Source organism: Pseudomonas sp. GW823-FHT04A03 (genome assembly GCF_058796615.1).
The window spans coordinates 26,283-48,328 of the sequence record NZ_JBXAIV010000013.1; the positions used below are offsets into that span (position 1 = coordinate 26,283).

At 61.6% G+C, this 22,046-nt stretch carries 18 protein-coding genes; 10 read left to right on the forward strand and 8 right to left on the reverse strand.

Annotated elements, in window-relative coordinates:
* Positions 1 to 9: 9 nt before the first annotated feature.
* From AC1Q9F_RS24760 to choX, 4 genes are all read right to left on the reverse strand, one after another.
* Positions 10 to 486 (reverse strand): thioesterase family protein, encoded by a 477-nt coding sequence (locus AC1Q9F_RS24760; protein WP_064380221.1) that lies wholly within the window; start codon positions 484 to 486, stop codon positions 10 to 12.
* A gap of 56 nt (positions 487 to 542) precedes the next feature.
* A complete protein-coding gene (locus tag AC1Q9F_RS24765; RefSeq protein WP_492621132.1) occupies positions 543 to 1,508 on the reverse strand; it encodes an L-carnitine dehydrogenase in 966 nt (321 codons plus the stop codon).
* Between the two features lie 141 nt (positions 1,509 to 1,649).
* A complete protein-coding gene (gene cdhC, locus AC1Q9F_RS24770) occupies positions 1,650 to 2,537 on the reverse strand; it encodes a 3-dehydrocarnitine:acetyl-CoA trimethylamine transferase CdhC (protein WP_064380223.1) in 888 nt (295 codons plus the stop codon).
* Positions 2,538 to 2,612: 75 nt separating this feature from the next.
* Complete coding sequence (gene choX, locus AC1Q9F_RS24775; protein WP_169432236.1) at positions 2,613 to 3,557, reverse strand: choline ABC transporter substrate-binding protein; 945 nt, start codon at positions 3,555 to 3,557, stop codon at positions 2,613 to 2,615.
* A 192-nt stretch (positions 3,558 to 3,749) separates the two neighbouring features.
* Between choX and AC1Q9F_RS24780 the strand changes: the two genes are divergently transcribed.
* Both AC1Q9F_RS24780 and AC1Q9F_RS24785 read left to right on the forward strand, forming a co-directional pair.
* Complete coding sequence (locus tag AC1Q9F_RS24780; protein WP_011336294.1) at positions 3,750 to 4,694, forward strand: GlxA family transcriptional regulator; 945 nt, start codon at positions 3,750 to 3,752, stop codon at positions 4,692 to 4,694.
* Between the two features lie 68 nt (positions 4,695 to 4,762).
* On the forward strand, positions 4,763 to 5,935 hold the full coding sequence (locus tag AC1Q9F_RS24785) for an ATP-binding protein (RefSeq protein WP_492621133.1): 1,173 nt from the start codon (positions 4,763 to 4,765) through the stop codon (positions 5,933 to 5,935).
* Here the strand turns inward: AC1Q9F_RS24785 and AC1Q9F_RS24790 are convergent, their stop codons facing one another.
* From AC1Q9F_RS24790 to AC1Q9F_RS24805, 4 genes are all read right to left on the reverse strand, one after another.
* Positions 5,936 to 6,352 (reverse strand): DUF3010 family protein, encoded by a 417-nt coding sequence (locus tag AC1Q9F_RS24790; protein ID WP_102685736.1) that lies wholly within the window; start codon positions 6,350 to 6,352, stop codon positions 5,936 to 5,938. It lies immediately after the preceding gene.
* A gap of 32 nt (positions 6,353 to 6,384) precedes the next feature.
* Complete coding sequence (locus tag AC1Q9F_RS24795; RefSeq protein WP_169432232.1) at positions 6,385 to 6,708, reverse strand: helix-turn-helix domain-containing protein; 324 nt, start codon at positions 6,706 to 6,708, stop codon at positions 6,385 to 6,387.
* Complete coding sequence (locus tag AC1Q9F_RS24800; RefSeq protein ID WP_492621134.1) at positions 6,692 to 6,946, reverse strand: type II toxin-antitoxin system RelE family toxin; 255 nt, start codon at positions 6,944 to 6,946, stop codon at positions 6,692 to 6,694. Before AC1Q9F_RS24800 ends, AC1Q9F_RS24795 begins: the two co-directional genes overlap by 17 nt.
* A gap of 212 nt (positions 6,947 to 7,158) precedes the next feature.
* The gene (locus tag AC1Q9F_RS24805) at positions 7,159 to 7,560 is read right to left on the reverse strand and encodes a lysozyme inhibitor LprI family protein (protein WP_007959774.1); all 402 of its coding nucleotides are present in this window, start codon (positions 7,558 to 7,560) and stop codon (positions 7,159 to 7,161) included.
* Positions 7,561 to 7,794: 234 nt separating this feature from the next.
* On the opposite strand from AC1Q9F_RS24805, the gene AC1Q9F_RS24810 reads away from it, so the two are divergent.
* From AC1Q9F_RS24810 to AC1Q9F_RS24845, 8 genes are all read left to right on the forward strand, one after another.
* Positions 7,795 to 8,772, forward strand: coding sequence for a dipeptidase (locus AC1Q9F_RS24810; protein WP_039768004.1), 978 nt, complete (start codon positions 7,795 to 7,797; stop codon positions 8,770 to 8,772).
* A 77-nt stretch (positions 8,773 to 8,849) separates the two neighbouring features.
* Entirely contained in the window at positions 8,850 to 9,380 is a 531-nt protein-coding gene (locus AC1Q9F_RS24815; RefSeq protein WP_007959778.1) for a DUF5943 domain-containing protein, read from the forward strand.
* A gap of 15 nt (positions 9,381 to 9,395) precedes the next feature.
* Positions 9,396 to 11,456: a dimethylglycine demethylation protein DgcA gene (gene dgcA / locus AC1Q9F_RS24820; protein WP_007959780.1), complete on the forward strand. Its 2,061-nt coding sequence runs from the start codon at positions 9,396 to 9,398 to the stop codon at positions 11,454 to 11,456.
* A gap of 155 nt (positions 11,457 to 11,611) precedes the next feature.
* The gene (gene dgcB, locus AC1Q9F_RS24825; protein ID WP_492621135.1) at positions 11,612 to 13,561 is read left to right on the forward strand and encodes a dimethylglycine demethylation protein DgcB; all 1,950 of its coding nucleotides are present in this window, start codon (positions 11,612 to 11,614) and stop codon (positions 13,559 to 13,561) included.
* A complete protein-coding gene (gene etfA / locus AC1Q9F_RS24830; protein ID WP_492621136.1) occupies positions 13,561 to 14,781 on the forward strand; it encodes an electron transfer flavoprotein subunit alpha in 1,221 nt (406 codons plus the stop codon). The genes dgcB and etfA overlap by 1 nt, the downstream gene beginning before the upstream one ends.
* 9 nt (positions 14,782 to 14,790) lie before the next feature.
* The gene (gene etfB, locus AC1Q9F_RS24835) at positions 14,791 to 15,561 is read left to right on the forward strand and encodes an electron transfer flavoprotein subunit beta (protein WP_207984173.1); all 771 of its coding nucleotides are present in this window, start codon (positions 14,791 to 14,793) and stop codon (positions 15,559 to 15,561) included.
* A 996-nt stretch (positions 15,562 to 16,557) separates the two neighbouring features.
* Positions 16,558 to 20,010 carry a GMC oxidoreductase gene (locus AC1Q9F_RS24840; protein ID WP_492621137.1) on the forward strand — a complete coding sequence of 1,151 codons (3,453 nt, stop codon included), beginning with the start codon at positions 16,558 to 16,560 and terminating at the stop codon, positions 20,008 to 20,010.
* 164 nt (positions 20,011 to 20,174) lie between these two features.
* Positions 20,175 to 22,043 carry a c-type cytochrome gene (locus AC1Q9F_RS24845; protein ID WP_492621138.1) on the forward strand — a complete coding sequence of 623 codons (1,869 nt, stop codon included), beginning with the start codon at positions 20,175 to 20,177 and terminating at the stop codon, positions 22,041 to 22,043.
* Positions 22,044 to 22,046: the final 3 nt, after the last annotated feature.

Consider the following 22,046-nt stretch of genomic DNA (forward strand, 5'->3'; position numbering starts at 1 on the left):
TGGATGAATTTACCGGGCTGGGGGCAGGGCGATGACCCGGCCGATGTAAGCAGGCGCGGGCAGATCGGCCTGCTCGGCGACGATGGCTTGCAAGCGGCCCAGGGTGTCCGGGGTAAACGGTGCGGAGCGCGGCCCGGCGAGGTCGACGTGCAGCAGCATCTGTTCGTTGCCGGCCAGCTCCTTGTCACCGCCGGCCAGATGCAGGCTGTGATAGAGGTGCAGGCGTTTCTGGTCGTGGCCGATGATCTGCGTGCGCACTTCGACCTCGGCGTCGAGCTTCACTTCGTGCAGATAGTTGAGGTGCAGTTCGAGGGTGAACAGCGAGTGACCGCTGGCTTCGCGGTTGTTGCTGTCCATGCCGAGACGATCCATCAGGGCGTCGGTGGCGTAGCTGAAAATCAGCAGATAGAAGGCGTCGCGCAGGTGGCCGTTGTAGTCGACCCAGTCGGGGATGATGCGGGTTTGGTAGGTGGTGAGGGTGGGCATGTTTATCTCCGGGCACGATCGTTCCCACGCTCTGCGTGGGAACAATCAATATGCGATTACTCGCTGAAACTCATTCCATGCTTTTCTTTGGTGGTCTTCACCGCGTCAAGCACCGCCAGCAAGCAATCATCACGATAGCGCTCCAGCGCCGAAATACTGTGCCGGCCCAGTTGATCGCTGGTGCCATCCACCACATCGTCGATCAACTTGTCGGTCAATTCCGGTGCCGGCAGGTACGTCCACGGCAACTGCAACGCCGGACCGAACTGCGACATAAAATGGCGCATGCCGGCGTCGCCCCCAGCCAGTGTGTAAGTCAAGAACGTACCCATGAACGACCAGCGCAGACCGGCGCCAAAGCGGATCGCATCGTCGATTTCACCGGTAGTCGCCACCCCGTCGTTGACCAGGTGCAGCGCCTCGCGCCACAGCGCTTCGAGCAGGCGGTCGGCGATGAAGCCCGGCACTTCCTTGCGCACATGCAGCGGGCGCATGCCAAGGGATTCGTAGACTTTCATCGCGGCCTGCACGGCTTCCGGCGCGGTGTTCTTGCCGCCGACCACTTCCACCAGCGGCAGCAGGTAAACCGGGTTGAACGGGTGACCGACCACGCAGCGTTCCGGGTGGGTCGAGCTCTCGTAGAACTCGCTCGGCAACAGACCCGAGGTGCTGGAACCGATCAATGCATTCGGCTTGGCCGCCGCGCTGATTTTGCTGTGCAGCTCCAGTTTCAGTTCGAGGCGTTCCGGGGCGCTTTCCTGGATGAAATCCGCATCGCGTACGCATTCTTCAATGGTCGCGACAAAGCGCAGGCGATCTTGCGAAGCGCCCGGCGCCAGGCCGTTTTTCTCCAGCGCGCCCCAGGCGTTGGCCACACGTTTGCGCAGCGCCGCTTCGGCACCCGGCGCCGGGTCCCAGGCCACCACGTCGAGGCCGTGGGCGAGGGCGCGGGCGACCCAGCCGCTGCCGATGACGCCGCTGCCCAGTGCTGCGAAGGTTTTGATTTCGGTGATAAAGCTCATGGTGATTTCCTAGGAAAATTCGGTGATTCCCTGTGGGAGCGAGCTTGCTCGCGAATGCGGCGGCACTGCTGATGAAGATGCTTCGGATGTACCGGCCTCTTCGCGAGCAAGCTCGCTCCCACAGGGTTTGATGTGTGGCCGTCAGCCGCGCTGGGTCAGGCCCATCTTCTTGCGACCTTCAGCCGGGGTCAGCACGCGGGCGCCGAGGCGGCTGAGGATCTCGGTGGCGCGCTCGACCAGTTGGCCGTTGGTCGCCAGCACGCCTTTGTCCAGCCACAGGTTGTCTTCCAGGCCGACCCGCACGTTGCCGCCAAGCAGCACCGCTTGCGCGGCCATCGGCATCTGCATCCGGCCGATGCCGAATCCGGCCCACACCGCGTCAGCAGGCAGGTTGTCGACCATGGCTTTCATGGTGGTGGTGTCGGCCGGCGCGCCCCACGGGATGCCCAGGCACAGCTGGAACAGCGGATTGTCGAGCAGGCCTTCCTTGATCATCTGTTTGGCGAACCACAGGTGACCGGTGTCGAAAATCTCAAGCTCGGCCTTCACGCCCAGCTCGGTGATGCGTTTGGCGCCAGCCCGCAGCTGGGCCGGGGTGGAGACGTAAATGGTGTCGCCGTCGCCGAAGTTCAGGGTGCCGCAATCCAGCGTGCAGATTTCCGGCAGCAGTTCCTCGACGTGGGCCAGGCGAGTCAGCGGGCCGACCAGATCGGTATTCGGGCCGAACTCCATCGGGTTCTCGCCCGGGCCGATTTCCAGGTCGCCGCCCATGCCGGCGGTGAGGTTGACGATGATGTCGACGTCGGCTTCACGGATGCGCTCCATGACTTCGCGGTACAGCGCCACGTCGCGGCTGAACTTGCCGGTCTGCGGGTCACGAACGTGGCAGTGCACGACCGTGGCGCCGGCCTTGGCCGCTTCCACCGCAGCTGCGGCGATCTGTTTCGGGGTGACCGGCACGTGAGGGCTCTTGGCGGTCGTGTCGCCAGCACCGGTGAGTGCGCAGGTGATGATGACGTCGTGGTTCATGGTGCGTTTTCCTTCAGGCGTGATGGGTCTGTTCGCAGCCCGTGGCGGGCTGCGAAGTGGTTCGTTCGTTACGGTTTATTTGCTGGTGAGCTGGAGGTTTTCAGCCGCCGGTTTGCCATCGAAGGTGGTGACGCCTTCGAGCCAGCGCTGTTTGTCCTGCGGGTGATCCTTGAGCCATTGCTTGGCCGATTCGAAAGCATCCTTGTGATCGAGCAGCGGCTGCATCATCCGGCTCTCGTCTTCGGCGGTGAACGTCAGGTTGCTCAGCAGGCGGCTGACGTTCGGGCATTGTTCGGCGTATTTCGGCGCGGTGACGGTCCACACGGTGGCCATGCCTTCGTTCGGGCCGAGGGCGTCATCGCTGCCGGTCAGATAGGTCATCTGCACGTTGACGTTCATCGGGTGCGGCGCCCAGCCGAAGAACACCACGGCTTCCTTGCGACGCACGGCGCGATCGACGGCGGCGAGCATGCCGGCCTCGCTCGATTCCACGAGCTGGAACTTGCCGAGGCCAAACTGGTTCTTGGCGATCATCGCCTTGATCTGGGTGTTGGCGCCCGAGCCTGGCTCGATGCCGTAGATCTTGCCGCCCAGTTCTTTCTCGAATTTGGCGATGTCGGCGAAGGTTTTCAGGCCCTTGTCCGCCAGATAGGTCGGCACGGCGAGGGTAGCGCGGGCGTCCTTGAGGCTCGGGGCCTGGAGGACCTTGACCTGGTTGGCGTCGACGAACGGGGTGATGGTCTGGGTCATCAGCGGGTTCCAGTAGCCGAGGAACAGATCCAGACGCTGGTCGCGGATGCCGGCGAAGACGATTTGCTGAGAGGCGCTGGTCTGTTTGGTGCTGTAGCCGAGGCCGTCGAGCAGAACCTGGGCCATCGCACTGGTGGCGATCACGTCGGTCCAGTTCACCACGCCCATGCGCACGTTCTGACACGATGCGGAATCGGCTGCCATGACGCTGGCGCTTAAAAACGCGGTACCGCTGAGTGCGAGAACACAGCTGCTGATCAGTCGTTTCATGTCGGGTTCCTCGGCAGGTCGTTATTGTGGGTCCCGGCATCTGTCGTGCCGGTGATGCCAAATTACGCAGCAATGCCCCCGCAAAAACGCACTGCGGCGACCAGCTCTTGCACTGCAGCGACCTGTGCTCTTGAATGCCGCCGACAACTGGCGTATCAACGTTGCACGCTACCCGCTAACCGAGTGCGCGCCATGTCCCAGGATTTCTACTTTCTGTTGATGCCGGGTTTTTCCGCCATCGGTTTCATCTCTGCGATCGAACCGCTGCGGGTGGCCAACCGCTTTCGCGGCGAGCTGTACCGCTGGCACGTCTTGAGCGCCGATGGCGGGGCGGTGCTGGCGAGCAACGGGATGTCGGTCAACGCCGATGCGGCGCTGGAGCCGCTGAAAAAAGGGGCGACGTTGCTGGTGGTCGCCGGGTTCGAACCGCTGAAGTTCGCTACCCCGGCGCTGGAGCACTGGCTGCGACGGCTGGACAACGAAGGCGTGACCCTCGGCGCCATCGACACCGGCAGCTTCGTCCTTGCCGAGGCGGGCCTGCTCGATGGCCATCGCCTGACCCTGCACTGGGAGGCCATCGACGCCTTCAAGGAATCTTATCCACAGCTCAGCGTCACCCAGGAGCTGTTCGAGATCGACCGTCGCCGCATCACGTCTGCCGGCGGCACCGCGTCCATCGACCTGATGCTCGACTTGATCGCCCAGGCCCACGGCCCGCAACTGGCGATCCAGGTCAGCGAGCAGTTCGTATTGGGGCGGATTCGTCCGCGCAAGGACCACCAGCGCATGGAAGTCGCCACGCGTTACGGCATCAGCAACAAGAAGCTGGTGCATGTAATCGGCGAGATGGAGCAGCACAGCGAACCGCCGCTGACCACCCTCGAACTGGCGGAGTCGATCAAGGTGACGCGGCGGCAACTGGAGCGTTTGTTTCGGCTGCATCTGAATGACACGCCGAGCAATTTCTATCTGCGGTTAAGGCTGGAAAAGGCCCGGCAGCTGTTGCGCCAGACCGACATGAGCGTGCTGGAAGTCAGCATCGCCTGCGGGTTCGAATCACCGTCGTATTTCACCCGCAGCTACCGGGCGAAGTTTGCCCGGTGTCCACGAGAGGACCGGCGACGGGAGGCCGTTTGACGGACGATTATAGTTAATTATACTTTTAGGTATAAATTACAGTCGTTTGAATAATTGAGTGTAAAACCATGTCCAGAAACAACGGTTTCGTCTTCCGCCGCCCCGCTCTGGCCCGCAGCGTTGCCGATGGTCTGGTGGGTGCAGGTCTGCAGGATTTCACCTCCGGTCTTTTTCTGGCAGCGCCACGTCGCACTGGCAAAAGTACCTTTCTGCGGGAGGACCTGATCCCGGAATGCCAGTCCCGAGGCTGGCTGACGGTTTACGTCGACCTGTGGGCCGACAAGGAAAAAGACCCTGCGGACCTGATCGCCAGTGCCATTGCAGGCGCGTTGGTCCCCTTTGAAAAGGGCATCCGCAAACTGGCAAAGAATATCGGCATCGAAAAGCTCAACTTTCTGCGCACCTTGTCCTGGGATTTCACCAAGCCGCAGCTACCGGCGGGCGCGACCCTGACGCAAGCGCTGGAACTGCTCCACAGTGCCGCCGAAAAATCCGTAGTGCTGGTGATCGATGAGGCCCAGCACGCGCTAACCACCGCCGCAGGCATCAACGCGATGTTTGCCCTGAAGGCAGCACGGGACCAGCTCAACCAGGGACGAGAAGGCGAGGGCAGCGGTTTGCATCTGGTGTTCACCGGTTCCAATCGCGACAAACTCGCGCACCTGGTGCTGGGCAAGAGCCAACCGTTTTTCGGCTCGAGCATCACGCCCTTTCCATTGTTGGGGAAAGAGTTCACCCAGGCGTACACCTTGCACCTCAACGCCCATTTGGCGGAGACCAACCAGTTCAGTGCGGCCGATATCGACGACGCCTTTGAATTGGTGGGGCGGCGCCCGGAAATGTTGCGCACCATCATCGGTGAAGTCGCGCTGGAACTGGGTGAGGCCAGTAATCTGGGGCAGTTGCTGCAAAGCCGTGCCGAATTGTTGCGCGCAGGCGTGTGGACCGAGTTCGAGAGCGCCTGGAACGCTCTGACAATCCCTCAGCGCGCCGTGCTGGAAGTGATGGTGGAGCGCTCACAGAACAACGAGCCTTTTGCACCGTTCACCGACAGCACGCTCATCGCGGTCAGCAAGGCACTGGAAAACCTGGGCAGCGACGTGGTGCCGGGCACCCAGACCATTCAGGCCTGCATCGATGCCCTGCGCGACAAGGAGCTGGTGTGGAAGTCGAGCCGTGGTGGCTATGCGCTGGAAGACAAGTCCTTCGGCGACTGGCTGAGCGCGCGTAAAGCGGGCTAGTTACTTCTTCACCAATGCCGAGCACGCTGCCTTGTAGGCTTCATGCTGATACTTGTTCAGCGTCCCCGGCAGCTCGAAATTGTGCTTCTTGGCCTGGGCATTGATCGTCTGCGGCGACAGCAGCGTCACCTCGCAACCGTCCAGCAACTGAAACACGCCTTCGATCTTGAACGTGGTCGGCCCACCGGCAAACTCGCCCTTCTTGCTGCGCTTCTTGATCGCGATGCGATCAATGGAGTTCTCGCGCACGAACGACGCCACTTGTGCGGCGAACAGCTTCACGTTGGCCGCCTCGTCGTCATCGTCCAGCGCGATTTTCTTGGTACTCAGCGCGACATGGCTCAGCACCGAACCGTCGAGGGACGCCACGGCGATGATCGCTTCACTGCCTTTGATTTCGATACCGCAGATGTTCATGTGAATCCCTTGATTGGCTGAAGAGGTGCAGCTTACAGCTCAAGCTGATTGGCGGTGATACCAAACGCCGCTGCAATCTTCTCGCGAGTGGCCTTGCGCGGCTTTGCAACGGTTTCCTGCTGGGCGAAGGCTGGCTGCGAAATGCCCATGCGTTTCGCCACTTCTTCCTGAGTCAGGTTGAGATGTTCGCGCCAGGCCCTGATTGGAGTTGCCCCGTCGACAATGCGACTGACCACCTCATGGGGGATCAGGTCAGGCTCCATTTTCTGCGCGACATACTGTGCGTAGGGAATGACCACGAAAGCGGGCTTGCCCTCGGAGTCATTGATGATTTGGATGTCAGTAAGTGCGTTCATCGCGTTTTTTTACCTCTTGAATACTGACCACTTTGATCGCGCCATCCCAGTCGAACATGACTCGGTAATTTCCGACACGCAGTCGATACGCGTAGTCATGACCAACCAGTGCTTTCACATTGCCCACATCAGGCATGCCAGCGAGCACCGCGATGGCATCTCTGACCTGATACTGATGAGCGGAATGCAATTTCAGGAGTTGCTTAACGGCCTTTCGAGTCCAGTGGATGCTGTTCATGGCAGAATATAAGTCTTTTATAAGATTTGCGAATCTTTGCTTATATTTTTCAGGTGGCCAATAAACAAAACTTGACGCTATGTTTCATGAAAAGCCCCGAGAACAGAGGCTTCAGACAGGATTCGTGGGGCAGATCTGAACGCTTTGTGGGAAAAGGTTCTTTTGCATCAGAAAGCTGAAAATACTTCCAGCTTTCTCCGGTGAATAAGCGATTACTCCTGCCCAATCGACTCCAAAAACTCCGACCGCTCGTCACTCATCCGCGCCACGCAGTCATTCTGCGCAATCTTGAATGCCTTGCTGCCGTCTGTCGCCGGGAAGGCTTCTACGGCGCAGTCGGCGTCGCGGGTTTTCAGCCATTGTTGCTGGGCGGCCTTGAGTTTGGCGGTGATGTCGGCCAGTTGCGCCGGGTTCTTGCCGTAGGTCGTTTGCATGCGCTCATTCAGGCTGGCGTAGTTGTCCTTGAGCAGGTCCTCGGCGGTGGTGCGGCTGTAGGTCGAGCATTCCAGGGTCTGGATGTCGTTTTCCACCGCGTCGCACGGGTTGTTGTCGGACTCTTCGGCGGCGTGTACGCCGGTCGCAATCAGGGCCAGGGCCAGGAAGATCGATTTCATTGATGTCGCCGCTCTAATCCAGTGGTGTTTCCGGGATGCCGCAGATTCTGGCTCAAGCTCGCGGGCTTGAACAGGTGGCCGGTCGGAGCGGTTGGCGACCCTTTGTCGCGGATTGACGCTTTCGGCAATTCCCCTGTCGTTTTTGCACCCGGCTGGTCGCGCACCGAGGCATATGCTGGCCCCAAAGCGCCGGCAGACGATTCGGCGCATGAATCGCCAATAAGGGGACGCCTGATGAGCCCAGCCGAATTACACGCCGACAGCATCGTTATCGACGGTCTGATCATTGCCAAATGGAACCGCGAGCTGTTTGAAGACATGCGCAAGGGCGGTCTGACGGCGGCCAACTGCACCGTGTCGGTGTGGGAGGGCTTTCAGGCCACGGTCAATAACATCGCCGCCAGCCAGAAACTGATTCGTGAAAACAGCGACCTGGTGATCCCCGTCCGCACCACCGCCGACATCCGCAAGGCCAAGGAGCAGGGCAAGACCGGCATCCTCTTCGGCTTCCAGAACGCCCACGCGTTCGAAGACCAGATCGGTTATGTCGAGGTGTTCAAGCAGCTCGGCGTCGGCATCGTGCAGATGTGCTACAACACCCAGAACCTGGTGGGCACCGGTTGCTATGAACGTGACGGCGGCCTGTCGGGTTTCGGTCGCGAAATCGTCGCCGAGATGAACCGTGTCGGCGTCATGTGCGACCTGTCCCACGTCGGCTCCAAGACTTCCGAGGAAGTCATCCTCGAATCGAAAAAACCGGTCTGCTATTCCCACTGCCTGCCGTCGGGGCTGAAAGAGCACCCGCGCAACAAGTCCGATGAAGAGCTTAAGTTTATTGCTGACCACGGCGGTTTCGTCGGCGTGACCATGTTCGCGCCGTTCCTCGCCAAGGGCATCGATTCGACCATCGACGACTACGCCGAAGCCATCGAATACACCATGAACCTGGTCGGCGAAGACGCCATCGGCATCGGCACCGACTTCACCCAGGGTCACGGTCAGGACTTCTTCGAATACCTGACCCACGACAAGGGCTACGCCCGCCGTCTGACCAACTTCGGCAAGATCATCAACCCGCTGGGCATTCGCACCGTCGGCGAGTTCCCGAACCTGACCGAAACCCTGCTCAAGCGCGGCCACTCCGAGCGCGTGGTACGCAAGATCATGGGCGAGAACTGGGTCAACGTCCTCAAGGACGTCTGGGGCGAGTAAGCCGCCGCTTCCCGAATACTTTCCCCCGGCCGTCCGCGCCGGGGGCAACACCAAAATTTTTCTGGAGTTAAGTTTCCATGGCCAAGATCGCCCCGCAATTGCCAATCGAAGTCGACAGCGAGACCGGTGTCTGGACCTCCGACGCCCTGCCGATGCTGTACGTGCCACGGCATTTCTTCGTAAACAACCACATGGGCATCGAGGAAGTACTGGGCGCCGACGCCTACGCCGAAATCCTCTACAAGGCCGGCTACAAATCCGCCTGGCACTGGTGTGAAAAAGAAGCCGAGTGCCACGGCCTGGAAGGCGTCGCGGTGTTCGAGCACTACATGAAGCGCCTGTCGCAGCGCGGCTGGGGCCTGTTCAAGATCCAGGACATCGACCTCGACAAAGGCACCTGCAGCGTCAAGCTCGAACACTCGGCGTTCGTCTACGTCTACGGCAAGGTCGGGCGCAAGGTCGACTACATGTTCACCGGCTGGTTTGCCGGTGCCATGGACCAGATCCTCGCCGCTCGCGGCAGCAAGATCCGCACCGTGGCCGAGCAGGTTTACGGTGGCTCCGAAGAAGGCCACGACGACGGCCTGTTCACCGTCAAGCCGTTGTAAGTCGAGGAACCCGCCATGGCTTTCGAAGCAATGTTCCAGCCGATCCAGATCGGCAAACTGACCATCCGCAACCGCGTGCTCAGCACCGCGCACGCCGAGGTCTACGCAACCGACGGCGGCATGACCACCGAACGGTACGTCAAATATTACGAAGAGAAAGCCAAGGGCGGCATCGGCCTGGCGATCTGTGGCGGTTCGTCCGTGGTGGCGATCGACAGCCCGCAGCAATGGTGGAGCTCGGTGAACCTGTCCACCGACCGGATCATCCCGCACTTCCAGAATCTCGCCGACGCCATGCACAAGCATGGCGCCAAGATCATGATCCAGATTACCCACATGGGCCGTCGCTCCCGTTGGGACGGTTTCCACTGGCCGACCCTGATGTCGCCGTCGGGCATCCGTGAACCGGTGCACCGCGCCACCTGCAAAACGATTGAGCCGGAAGAAATCTGGCGGGTGATCGGCAACTACGCGCAAGCGGCTCGCCGCGCCAAGGCCGGTGGCCTGGACGGTGTTGAACTGTCGGCGGTGCACCAGCACATGATCGACCAGTTCTGGAGCCCGCGCGTCAACAAGCGGACCGACGAATGGGGCGGCACCTTTGAAGGCCGGATGAAGTTCGGTCTGGAAGTTTTGAAAGCCGTGCGTGCTGAAGTCGGTGACGATTTCTGCGTCGGCATGCGCATCTGCGGCGACGAGTTCCACCCGGACGGTCTGTCTCACGAAGACATGAAGCAGATCGCCAAGTACTACGACGACACCGGCATGCTCGATTTCATCGGAGTCGTCGGCTCGGGTTGCGACACCCACAACACCCTGGCCAACGTGATTCCGAACATGAGTTATCCGCCGGAGCCGTTCCTGCACCTGGCGGCCGGGATCAAGGAAGTGGTCAAGGTTCCGGTGCTGCACGCGCAGAACATCAAGGACCCGAACCAGGCCACGCGGATTTTGGAGGGCGGTTACGTCGACATGGTCGGCATGACCCGCGCCCACATCGCCGACCCGCACCTGATCGCCAAAATCAAGATGGGCCAGATCGACCAGATCAAGCAGTGCGTCGGCGCCAACTACTGCATCGACCGTCAGTATCAAGGTCTGGACGTGCTGTGCATCCAGAACGCTGCGACTTCCCGTGAATACATGGGCGTGCCGCACATCATCGAGAAATCCACCGGGCCGAAACGCAAGGTGGTGATCGTCGGTGCCGGCCCGGCGGGGATGGAAGCTGCCCGTGTGGCCGCCGAACGTGGCCACGACGTGACCCTGTTCGAGAAGAAAGAATTCATCGGCGGCCAGATCACTACGGCCTCGAAAGCGCCGCAGCGTGACCAGATCGCCGGTATCACCCGCTGGTTCCAGCTGGAACTGGCGCGGCTGAAAGTCGACCTGCGCCTGGGCACTGCGGCGGATGCCGACACCATCATGGATTTGCGTCCGGACATCGTGGTGCTGGCAGTCGGCGGTCACCCGTACCTGGAACAGAACGAACACTGGGGCGCCGCCGAAGGGCTGGTCGTCAGCAGCTGGGACGTGCTCGACGGCAAGGTTGCGCCGGGCAAGAACGTGCTGGTCTACGACACCATTTGCGAGTTCACCGGGATGTCGGTGGCCGACTTCCTCGCCGACAAGGGCAGCCAAGTCGAGATCGTCACCGACGACATCAAGCCGGGCGTGGCCATCGGCGGTACGTCGTTCCCGACCTACTACCGCAGCATGTACCCGAAAGAAGTGATCATGACCGGCGACATGATGCTGGAGAAGGTCTACCGCGAAGGCGACAAACTCGTCGCCGTGCTGGAGAACGAATACACCGGCGCCAAAGAGGAGCGGGTGGTGGATCAGGTGGTCGTCGAGAACGGCGTGCGCCCGGACGAAGAAATCTACTACGCCCTCAAGGACGGCTCGCGCAACAAGGGCCAGATCGACGTCGAGGCGCTGTTCGCGATCCAGCCGCAACCTTCGCTGAGCAGCAATGGCGACGGTTACTTGCTGTTCCGCATCGGTGACTGCGTGGCGCAGCGTAATACCCACGCTGCGATCTATGACGCCCTGCGGTTGTGCAAAGACTTCTAAAGGTTTGCACATGACCCTGTGGGAGCGGGCTTGCCCGCGAATGCATGCTGTCAGTCACCGCTGCACCGACTGACCCGGCGCTTTCGCGAGCAAGCTCGCTCCCACAGGAACACGCCGAACGTGTTTCTCCAGGCTGTACTGGTGGGAGCTTCACCATGTTGAACACCCTTCTTCCAATCCTGTTGTTCGCAGCCCTGGCCCTCGCGGTGCTGGGGGCGTTGCGGCGGGTGGCCATGTGGCGTCGGGGCCGGGCCTCGAAGGTCGATCTGATCGGCGGCCTGTTCGCCATGCCCAAGCGTTACATGGTCGATCTGCACCACGTGGTGGCGCGGGACAAATACATCGCCAACACCCACGTCGCCACGGCGGGCGGGGCGGTGGCGTCGATCGTGCTGGCGATTCTGGTGCACGGTTTCGGCCTGCATAACCGCATTCTTGGCTACGCGTTGCTGCTGATGACGGCGGTGATGTTCGTCGGGGCGATCTTCGTTTATCGGCGTCGGCTCAACCCGCCGTCGCGGCTGTCGAAAGGCCCGTGGATGCGCCTGCCGAAAAGCCTGCTGGCGTTCTCCGCCTCGTTCTTCCTGGTGACCTTGCCGGTGGCCGGGATCCTGCCGGAGAACTTCGGCGGCTGGGTGCTCGCAGTGATTCTGGGGATCGGCGTGCTGTGGGGCGTGTCGGAACTGTTCTTCGGCATGACCTGGGGCGGCCCGATGAAACACGCCTTCGCCGGTGCGTTGCATCTGGCCTGGCACCGTCGCGCCGAACGGTTTGGTGGCGGCCGCTCCACCGGTTTGAAACCGCTGGATTTGAATGATCCAACCGCGCCACTGGGTGTGGAGAAACCCAAGGATTTCACCTGGAACCAGTTGCTCGGCTTCGACGCCTGCGTGCAGTGCGGCAAGTGCGAAGCCGCGTGCCCGGCGTTTGCCGCCGGCCAGCCGCTGAACCCGAAAAAACTGATTCAGGACATGGTCGTCGGCCTCGCCGGCGGCACCGATGCCAAGTTCGCCGGCAGCCCGTATCCGGGCAAACCGGTGGGCGAACACAGCGGCAATCCGCATCAACCGATCGTCAACGGTCTGGTCGATGCCGAAACCCTGTGGTCGTGCACCACCTGCCGCGCCTGCGTCGAGGAGTGCCCGATGATGATCGAGCACGTCGATGCCATCGTCGACATGCGCCGTCATCTGACCCTGGAAAAAGGCGCGACCCCGAACAAGGGCGCCGAAGTCCTGGAAAACCTGATCGCCACCGACAACCCCGGCGGTTTCGCCCCGGGCGGGCGGATGAACTGGGCGGCGGACCTGAACCTCAACCTGCTCAGCGAGAAGAAGTCCACCGACGTGCTGTTCTGGGTCGGCGATGGCGCTTTCGACATGCGCAACCAGCGCACTCTGCGTGCATTCGTCAAAGTGCTGAAAGCGGCCAAGATCGACTTCGCGGTGCTGGGTCTTGAAGAGCGCGACAGCGGCGACGTGGCCCGACGTCTTGGTGACGAAGCGACCTTCCAGTTGCTCGCCAAACGCAATATCCAGACCCTGGCCAAATACAGCTTCAACCGCATCGTCACCTGCGATCCGCACAGTTTCCACGTGCTGAAAAACGAGTACGGCGCGTTCGATGGCAACTACCTGGTGCAGCACCACAGCACCTACCTGGCGGAAATCATCCAGGCCGGCGCGCTGAACCTCGGTCAGTACAAAGGCAACAGCGTGACCTATCACGACCCGTGCTACCTCGGCCGCTACAACGGCGAGTACGAGGCGCCGCGTGAAGTGCTGCGCGCCCTCGGCATCGAGATCAAGGAAATGCAACGTTCCGGCTTCCGTTCGCGCTGCTGCGGCGGCGGTGGCGGGGCGCCGATCACCGACATTCCGGGCAAGCAGCGGATTCCCGACATGCGCATGGAAGACATCCGCGAGACTGGCGCCGAACTGGTGGCCGTGGGTTGTCCACAGTGCACGGCGATGCTCGAAGGCGTGGTTGAACCGCGTCCGCTGATCAAGGACATCGCCGAACTGGTGGCCGACGCGCTGCTCGAAGACGCCGCGCCGAACAAGCCTGCCACCCCGGCCAAACGTGAACCTGCGGAGGCCCACTGATGAGCGACATTATCCGCCGTGACCCCCGCGCCGAATGGATCGCCCGCAACCGCCTGCACCCGCTGCACGCGGCCATGCAACCGGCGCAACACAGCTGGATGGGCCCTAACGGGATCATTCGCAAGAACCTGCACGGCATCGGCTTCATCGGGCCGAACGGCATCAAGCGCATTGATCGCAGCGGCGCCCAGCAGGGCGGGGCGGTCAAACGCTCGGCAGCGGTCGAAGTGCAATTGCCGCTGCATCAGGTGCCGGCCCCTGCGTTCTACATCAGCGTGGTGCCGGACATGGTCGGCGGCCGCTTGAGCAGCCACGACCGCGACTTGCTCGGCCTGGCTCATCAACTGGCCGGCAGCGACGGCGCGGTGCTGGCCGTGGTGTTCGGCGAGCACAAGGAAAACGCTTTCGCCACCGCAGGCGTTGACCGCTTGCTGGTGCTGGAAGGCGAAGAGTTCAGCGGTTATGCACCGGAACAACGAATCCAGGGCCTGCGGGCTGTGGATAACCAGTTCAACCCGCGTCACTGGCTGCTGCCGGACAGTCGCAGCGGTGGCGGCGAACTCGGTCGGCGCTTTGCTGCTGCACTGGGTGAGCGCCCGGCCACACGGGTGTGGCAGGTCAAGGATCAGGAGTGCATTGGCCGCGCCGGTGCTGGGCTGCAGGATCTTGCCCGTCCAGTCGCGCGGCTGATTCTGGCGTCCGCCGAATGTGCCGAACCGGTCAGCGAAACCCGTCACGAAGCGCTGCCGGTTGAGTTATCCACACCTGTCGCGCGCAGCCTGTCGCGGATCGAGGATCTGGGCGCGGTGGCGGTGGACCCGGCGGCGATTCCGATGGCCGAAGCCGAGTTCATCTTCTCCGGCGGCAACGGGGTCAAGAACTGGGAGCTTTTCCACAGGACTGCCGCGGCACTCGGCGCCACCGAAGGCGCTTCGCGGGTGGCGGTGGACGACGGCTTCATGGCCCGCGACCGTCAGGTCGGCGCGTCCGGCACCTGGGTCACCGCGCGGGTTTACGTGGCCGTGGGGATTTCCGGGGCGATCCAGCACCTGCAAGGCATCGGTGCCTGCGACAAGGTGGTGGCGATCAACCTCGATCCGGGTTGCGACATGATCAAGCGTGCCGACCTGTCGGTGATCGGCGAAAGCGCGGAAATTCTTCAGGCCTTGATCGCGGCGGTAGAGGCTTACCGCAACGAAGCCAAGCGCGATGCGGCTTAAGGAACGGTTATGAGCACAAAGATCATCAGTCTGGTTTCAATCGGCGCCCACCCGACCTCCGGCCGCCCGCGCCGCGCCGACCAGGACGCCCGCGCGGTAGAGCTCGGCCTGCAATTGGCGGGGGACAACCTGCAAGTGCTGCACGCCGGCGACATCGCGGAGCCGGCGCTGCGCGCCTATCTGGGCATGGGACTTGCGCAGATGCATGTGCTGGAACAACCGGCCGGTGCCGACGCGTTGCCGGCGTTGACCGACTATCTGCGTGACGCCGGTGCCCAAGTGGTGTTGACCGGCAGCCAGGCGGAAACCGGCGAAGGTTCGGGGATGCTGCCCTTCCTGCTGGCCGAAGGGCTGGGCTGGCCGCTGGTGGTGGGGCTGGCGCAGGTCGAATCGATCAACGACGGCTCGGCGCTAGTGCTGCAAGCGTTGCCCCGTGGGCAGCGCCGGCGGCTGAAGGTGCGCCTGCCGTTTCTGGCGACTGTGGATAACGCTGCGCCCAAACCTCGGCAGAGTGCTTACGGGCCTGCGCGACGCGGCGCTCTTCAGGCTAAAGACGTGGAGGTGGTGGATGACGAATTGCTTGCGGTGGCGACCCTGCAACCGGCCAAGCCTCGGCCGAAACGGTTGAAGGTGATCAAGGCCAAGAGCGGGGCGGACCGGATGAAGGCGGCGACGGCCAAGGCCAGTGGGGGTGGGGGGCAGGTGCTCAAGGGCGTGACGGCGCAGGCTGGTGCGGAAGCCATTCTCAAGCTGCTGATCGAAGAGGGTGTTGTCCGCTGAAAACCTTTGCTGGCCCTCTCCCTTTCGGGGGAGGGCGATTTACACACAATCCCTGTTAACCACTCTGTGGATAACATGTTCGCCCCTCTCCCAACCCCATACAAACCAAGCCCTCCAGCCCCCAGATCAAAAAACAACCAGCCTAACTCGCGGTTTTTACGAGCTTTTTCACCAGAACAACTCCCAGACTTGCCCCCAATCTCTGTTGGCGCTTCTGTGGATAAGATGTTCGCTATCCGCTAAGAGCCCTATAAACCGTGGCTTACAAGGATCTGATCAAAAAACGTTCAATTCAGCGTTTTAACCCACCAACCTCCACGCAAACCCCGATTTATCAACGCCTCCAGCGCTTTTCCACAGCACCCGACAAGTTACCCCCGAACTCTGTTGGCGCTTCTGTGGATAAGGTGTTCGCCATCCTCTGCAAGCCACGTAATTCGTGCAATGTAGGCGATTGATCAAAAAACAATCAATCGCCAATGGAAACCCTGCTTCTGGATAAGTCACGAATTTTCTTCACAAAACCCCGATTATTTTTCCAGGTCATCCACAGTTGTCCCCATTAGCTGTGGGTGGCTATGTGGATAACTTGTTCGCCAAACCCTGCAACCCCCGGCGGGCTTAGTCCAAAAGGCAATTGATCAGATTTCATACAGTTCTAAGAGGCTGCCTTGACTTCGATCCGGTGCCTGTCTTCACTGCAATGGCACAAGGACAGCCGTCACTTATCCACATCTGGTTCAGGGAGAACGCGTGATGGATACCCAGCCACACCGCCTGGCCCTCATTCCCTGCGCGCTTCGCGCTCTGCCGGCACCTTCGCCGCGAAAGCGCACGTTGCGTCGTGCCGCCAATCAGCACGCCCGCCTGTAGCGCCTGATTCCTGCCCAAACCGTTGTACTGCCGTCGGGATTCCCCGGAGGCCAGGTGCCCGTTCGCCCATTGATTGCAGGCAACCGCAGAGTTGCCCCATCTGCCTGAGAGAGGAACCACCTCATGACACGGATCGCAACACCCATCAGCGACATCAAGGAACACTACGACGTGATCGTCATCGGCTCCGGGTACGGCGGCGGCATTGCCGCGTCGCGCCTGTCCCGGGCCGGTAAAAAGGTCTGTCTGCTGGAACGCGGCCGGGAGATCCAGCCCGGCGAATACCCCAACACCATGATCGCCGCGACCGAAGAGTTGCAGGTACACGACCCGGACGGCCACATCGGCTCGCGCACCGGATTGTTCGACTTGCACGTCAACGCCCAGCAGAACGTGGTGGTCGGTTGCGGACTCGGTGGCACGTCGCTGATCAATGCCAACGTTTCCCTGGAGCCGACCGTTGATGTGTTCCAGGATCCGCGCTGGCCATTGGCGGTGCGCGAAGACCACGACGGCTTGCTCCAGTTGGGTTACCAAAAGGCTCGGGAGATGCTCAAGCCCAATCCCTACCCGAGCACCTCGCCAAACCTGCCGAAACTCGATGCCAATAAAAAATCCGCAGACTTCCTCAAGCAAGGCGCGCACTTCTACAAGCCGCCGATCAACGTGACCTTCGACAAGCTGCCCAACAACCTCAACCACGTCGGCGTCGAGCAGTTGCCGTGCAACCACTGCGGCGACTGCGTTTCGGGCTGTAACAACAAGGCCAAGAACACCACGCTGATGAACTATCTGCCGGACGCCACCAATCACGGCGCGGAGATTTTCTGCCAGGCCCAGGTGCGGCATCTGGAGCGCGACGGCAATGGCTGGATCGTGCACTTCCAGTATCTGGACAGCGGCCGCGAGAAATTCGACGCGCCGACGCTGTTCGTGAAGGCTAACATCGTGGTGGTTTCTGCCGGCACCCTCGGCTCCACCGAAATTCTGCTGCGCTCGCGGGACAAAGGCCTGGTGATGTCCGGCCAACTCGGCGAGAACATGAGCGGCAACGGCGACATCCTCGGCTTCGGCCACAACTGTGAGCAGACCATCAACGGCATCGGTTTCGGCGCGCATTCGGCCAAGGAAGTGCAACCGGTCGGCCCGTGCATCACCTCGATCATCGACATGCGCACCGAGGGTGACCGCAGCAGTCGGATGGTCATCGAGGAAGGTTCGATCCCCGGCGCGCTCGGCCGGCCGATGGTGCCGGCGATGGCCGGGTTCGCCGAGATGATCGGCAAGGTCACCGACGACAGCTTCAGCGGCAAGGTGAAGTACAAGGAGCGCGAAGCCGAAAGCTTCCTGCGCGGCCCTTATCACGGCGCACTGCACAACATGCAGACCTACCTGATCATGAGCCACGACAGCGGCCAGGGACGCATGGTCCTCGACAGCAAGGATCAACTGCGCATCGATTGGCCGGGCGTCGGCGAGCAGGAAAACTTCAAGATCGGCAACGAACGGCTGTACCAGAGCACCAAGGCCCTGGGCGGGATCTGGGTCGAGAATCCGATCTGGACCAAGCTGCTCAAGCACAGCATCGTTTCGGTACATCCGCTGGGTGGTTGCGTGATGGGCGAAGACGCCGCGCAAGGCGTGGTCAACCACAAGGGTCAGGTGTTCAGTGGCGCCAGTGGCACCGATGTCTACGCCAACCTGTACGTGACCGACGGCGCGGTGATCCCGACGTCACTGGCAGTCAACCCGCTGCTGACCATCTCCGCCGTGAGCGAGCGCAACATGGGCCTGCTGGCCGCCGATCGTGGCTGGACGATCGACTACACGCTGCCGTCGGCGCCGCGCAGACAGACCGCACCGCCAACCCTCGGCGTGCAGTTCACCGAAACCATGAAAGGCTACTTCTCCCGCGCCTTCACCGCCGCGCAAAGCACCGACCTGAAGGTTTATGAGGCGGCAGCCAAACGTGGCGAGGCGGACAACTCGCCGATCGACTTCACCCTGACCATCACCGCCAACGACCTCAACCGGATGATCAAGGAACCGGAGCACGCCGCGACCATCGTCGGCACGGTGATCGCCCCGGCGCTGTCGCCGGAACCGCTGACCGCCAGCAACGGCGTGTTCAACCTGTTCGAGCAGTTCGAGCAGCAGGTCGACACGCGCCACATGAAATACGACATGAAACTGACCGCCGAGGACGGCCACGATTATTTCTTCAGCGCCTTCAAGACTGTGCCGGAAGACAACGGCGTGCTGAATATCTGGCACGACACCAGCACCCTCTACGTGACGCTGTATCGCGGGCCGGACAAGACCGGCGAGGTGATCGGCTCCGGGGTGATGCACATCAAACCGACCGACTTCGCCAAGCAGATGACCACCATGAAAGTCCTCAATGCGCGCAACGAGCGTGAGCACATCGAAGGGCTGGCGCGGTTCGGCAAGTTCTTCGCCGGGATTCTCTGGGAGAGTTATGGCGGGGTGTTTGCCGGGGACAAATACTTCAATCCCGACGCGCCGCCACGGCTGAAACGGCCACTGGATGCGCCGACGCCGGCCGTGCATTTCTTCTCCACCGAAGACGACGTGCAGTTGCGCCTGACCCGCTATCAGGCCGGCAGCAAAGGCCCGGTGATGCTGGTGCATGGTCTGGGTGTGGGCTCGAATATCTTTTCCACCGATACGATCCAGACCAACCTTTTGGAGTTTCTCTGCAAGCACGACTACGACGTGTGGCTGCTGGATTTCCGGGTGAGCATCCTGTTGCCGGCAAGCAAGAAGGAATGGAACGGCGACCAGATCGCCCAGTACGACTTCAAGGCCGCCATCGCACAGATCCAGCAGGAAACCAAAGCCAAAGACGTGCAGTGCGTGGTGCATTGCTACGGCGCGACCACGTTCTTCATGTCGTTGCTCGCCGGTTTGCAGGGCGTGCGTTCGGTGGTCTGCTCGCAGATTGCCGCCGACACGGTGGTCGCGACGGCGACGGGGCTGAAGGCCGGTCTGCACTTGCCGGGAATGCTCGACGCGATCGGCATCAAATCCATGACGGCCTACGCCGACAGCAAGGAGAACTGGTTCAACCGGCTCTACGACAAGGCGCTCAACGGCTACGCGCGGATCGAAGCCCAGGGCTATTGCACCAACCCGGTGTGCCACCGCATCACCTTCATGTACGCCTCGCTGTATCGCCACGACACCCTCAACGAAACCCTGCACGACAACCTGCACGAACTGTTCGGCGAGTCGAACATCGAGACCTTCGAGCACTTGGCGCTGATCGTGCGCAAAGGGCATCTGGTGGATTTCAAAGGGCACGATGTGTACATGCCGCACTTCGATCGGCTGACCATGCCGATCTGCTTCATCAGCGGTGCCGACAACCAGTGTTATCTGCCGGAGAGCACGCTCAAGACTTATCAGCGGGTTTGCGAGAAGCACGGGCCGGAACGCTACAGCCGGCATGTGGTGCCGGGTTACGGCCACATCGATTGCATGTTCGGCAAGAACGCGGTGGTCGATGTGTATCCGATCATCCTTGAACACCTGGAGAAAACAGCCCTCGGTTGATCTCAGACCGAGTCGACTGCCATCGCGAGCAAGCTCGCTCCCACAGGGGACTGTGTCGAGCACAAATTCTGAGCATGGCTGCGCTCTCTGTGGGAGCGAGCTTGCTCGCGATGGCGACAGGTCAGGCGCTACACCTCTCCCGTCTGCACAAGGAAATGGATGACATGGACAGCTACATCCGCTGGTTTCAACGCTTCATCTGGCTCGGCATCGCCATGAACATGGTGTTCGCGATCCCGGCGCTGTTCGCGCCGGGGTTGCTGACATCGGTGGTCGGCCTGCCGCCGCAACTCTCCGACCCTTGGCTGGAAAACGCCGGGATGCTGCTGGTGGGCATCAGCGTGTTCTACATGCCGTCGGGCTTCAACGCACCGCGCTATGTGGTGCATTCCTGGCTCTGTGTGCTGACGCGGTTGATCGCCGTGGCGTTCTGGATCTACCTGATCAACACCAGCAGCCAGGGTTCGGTGTTCGTGCCGATGCTGATGGGCGACCTGAGCTTTTTCCTGATCCTCGGCATCCTGCTGTACCTCGGCACCACCCCTGAAAACCGGCCACTGGCGCTGCTCTGTGACGGCTGGCGCGAATGGCGGGCAGCGTGGGCGCGGCAGTGGCAGAGTCACGCGTTCAAGGTCGGCACGCTGATCGTTGTGGCGCTGCTGGCGTTCATCGGTTACCAGACCTGGTATCAGATGCTGCGCGTGGTGCCGGAGCAGGACTACGCCTCCGACGAAGATCACTACAAATACGCCGCGATTGGTCTGGGTATCGAAGCGCGGATTCCTTATTACCTGTTCTCGGTATTGCCGCAGATGTGCCCGGAGAAACTGCCGAAACCCGGTGGCTGGGAAGTCTTCGGTTTCCTGTTCGAGAACGGCAAGGACCTGCCGATCGGCATGGCCAAGCGACAGATCGGCTACCCGACCGTCGAGCCGAACTGCGCGCTGTGCCACACCGGTTCCTACCGGGCGAATGCCAGCGACGTCGCGGTGAATGTGCCGAGCGCACCGGCCAACACCCTGCAACTGCAAGCCTTCCAGTGGTTCGCCTACGATTGCGCCAGCGATCCGAAATTCACCACCGACGCGGTGATGGCGGCGATCAACAGCAAGTTCCAGCTGGGCTTTTTCGAGCGGATCTACAACCGCTACCTGATCATCCCGATGGCCAAGACCGCGTTGCTCAAACAGAAGCAGGCCTACGCCTGGCAGAAGCTGCGCCCGCAGCAGGGACCGGGGCGTACCGACACCTTCAACCCGACGAAAATGGTGGTGTTCGGCTTCCCGGATGACTCGACCATCGGCACCGTCGACCTGCCGCAAGTGTGGAACCAGAAACCCCGGGAGTCGATGTACCTGCACTGGGACGGCAATAACAACAAGATCCACGAGCGCAACTACGCGGCTGCGATGGCCGTGGGCGCGACGCCGGAATCGGTGCTGCCGCCGAGTTTCAACCGGGTGACCAACTGGCTGCTCGGGCACAAGGCGCCGGCGTGGCCGTGGGCACTGGATCAGGCCAAGGTCGCCCAGGGCAAACCGGTGTGGGAGGCTAACTGCGCGGGTTGTCACGATTTCGGTCGTGTCGACACCGGGCAGGTCACCACCAACATCGACCAGCTCGGCACCGATCCGCACCGGCTGAACTCGTTCACCACCGGGCTGGTGGCGGCGTTCCACACCTTCAAAAAACCGCCGTTCGATTTCGGCGCTTATCGCAAGACCCAGAGCTACAGCAACACGCCCACCGACGGCATCTGGCTGCGCGCGCCGTACCTGCACAACGGCTCGGTGCCGACATTGTGGGACTTGCTGCAACCGCCGGAAAAACGTCCGCAGGTGTTCATCACCGGCTCCGATGTCTACGACCCGGTCAACGTCGGCTTCGTGACCAGTGGCGCCCAGGCCAAGGCCTCGGCGGACTTCACGTACGACACGCGCCTGGAAGGCAACCACAACAGCGGTCACCTGTACGGCACGACGCTGTCGGACGACGACAAGCGTGCGCTGATCGAATTCATGAAAACCCTGTGAACC

What these genes read in the sequence shown, in the direction of transcription:
- AC1Q9F_RS24760 (WP_064380221.1), bottom strand. Translation starts at nt 486, where the DNA reads ATGCCCACCCTCACCACCTACCAAACCCGCATCATCCCCGACTGGGTC.
- AC1Q9F_RS24765 (WP_492621132.1), bottom strand. Translation starts at nt 1,508, where the DNA reads ATGAGCTTTATCACCGAAATCAAAACCTTCGCAGCACTGGGCAGCGGC.
- cdhC (WP_064380223.1), bottom strand. Translation starts at nt 2,537, where the DNA reads ATGAACCACGACGTCATCATCACCTGCGCACTCACCGGTGCTGGCGAC.
- choX (WP_169432236.1), bottom strand. Translation starts at nt 3,557, where the DNA reads ATGAAACGACTGATCAGCAGCTGTGTTCTCGCACTCAGCGGTACCGCG.
- AC1Q9F_RS24780 (WP_011336294.1), top strand. Translation starts at nt 3,750, where the DNA reads ATGTCCCAGGATTTCTACTTTCTGTTGATGCCGGGTTTTTCCGCCATC.
- AC1Q9F_RS24785 (WP_492621133.1), top strand. Translation starts at nt 4,763, where the DNA reads ATGTCCAGAAACAACGGTTTCGTCTTCCGCCGCCCCGCTCTGGCCCGC.
- AC1Q9F_RS24790 (WP_102685736.1), bottom strand. Translation starts at nt 6,352, where the DNA reads ATGAACATCTGCGGTATCGAAATCAAAGGCAGTGAAGCGATCATCGCC.
- AC1Q9F_RS24795 (WP_169432232.1), bottom strand. Translation starts at nt 6,708, where the DNA reads ATGAACGCACTTACTGACATCCAAATCATCAATGACTCCGAGGGCAAG.
- AC1Q9F_RS24800 (WP_492621134.1), bottom strand. Translation starts at nt 6,946, where the DNA reads ATGAACAGCATCCACTGGACTCGAAAGGCCGTTAAGCAACTCCTGAAA.
- AC1Q9F_RS24805 (WP_007959774.1), bottom strand. Translation starts at nt 7,560, where the DNA reads ATGAAATCGATCTTCCTGGCCCTGGCCCTGATTGCGACCGGCGTACAC.
- AC1Q9F_RS24810 (WP_039768004.1), top strand. Translation starts at nt 7,795, where the DNA reads ATGAGCCCAGCCGAATTACACGCCGACAGCATCGTTATCGACGGTCTG.
- AC1Q9F_RS24815 (WP_007959778.1), top strand. Translation starts at nt 8,850, where the DNA reads ATGGCCAAGATCGCCCCGCAATTGCCAATCGAAGTCGACAGCGAGACC.
- dgcA (WP_007959780.1), top strand. Translation starts at nt 9,396, where the DNA reads ATGGCTTTCGAAGCAATGTTCCAGCCGATCCAGATCGGCAAACTGACC.
- dgcB (WP_492621135.1), top strand. Translation starts at nt 11,612, where the DNA reads ATGTTGAACACCCTTCTTCCAATCCTGTTGTTCGCAGCCCTGGCCCTC.
- etfA (WP_492621136.1), top strand. Translation starts at nt 13,561, where the DNA reads ATGAGCGACATTATCCGCCGTGACCCCCGCGCCGAATGGATCGCCCGC.
- etfB (WP_207984173.1), top strand. Translation starts at nt 14,791, where the DNA reads ATGAGCACAAAGATCATCAGTCTGGTTTCAATCGGCGCCCACCCGACC.
- AC1Q9F_RS24840 (WP_492621137.1), top strand. Translation starts at nt 16,558, where the DNA reads ATGACACGGATCGCAACACCCATCAGCGACATCAAGGAACACTACGAC.
- AC1Q9F_RS24845 (WP_492621138.1), top strand. Translation starts at nt 20,175, where the DNA reads ATGGACAGCTACATCCGCTGGTTTCAACGCTTCATCTGGCTCGGCATC.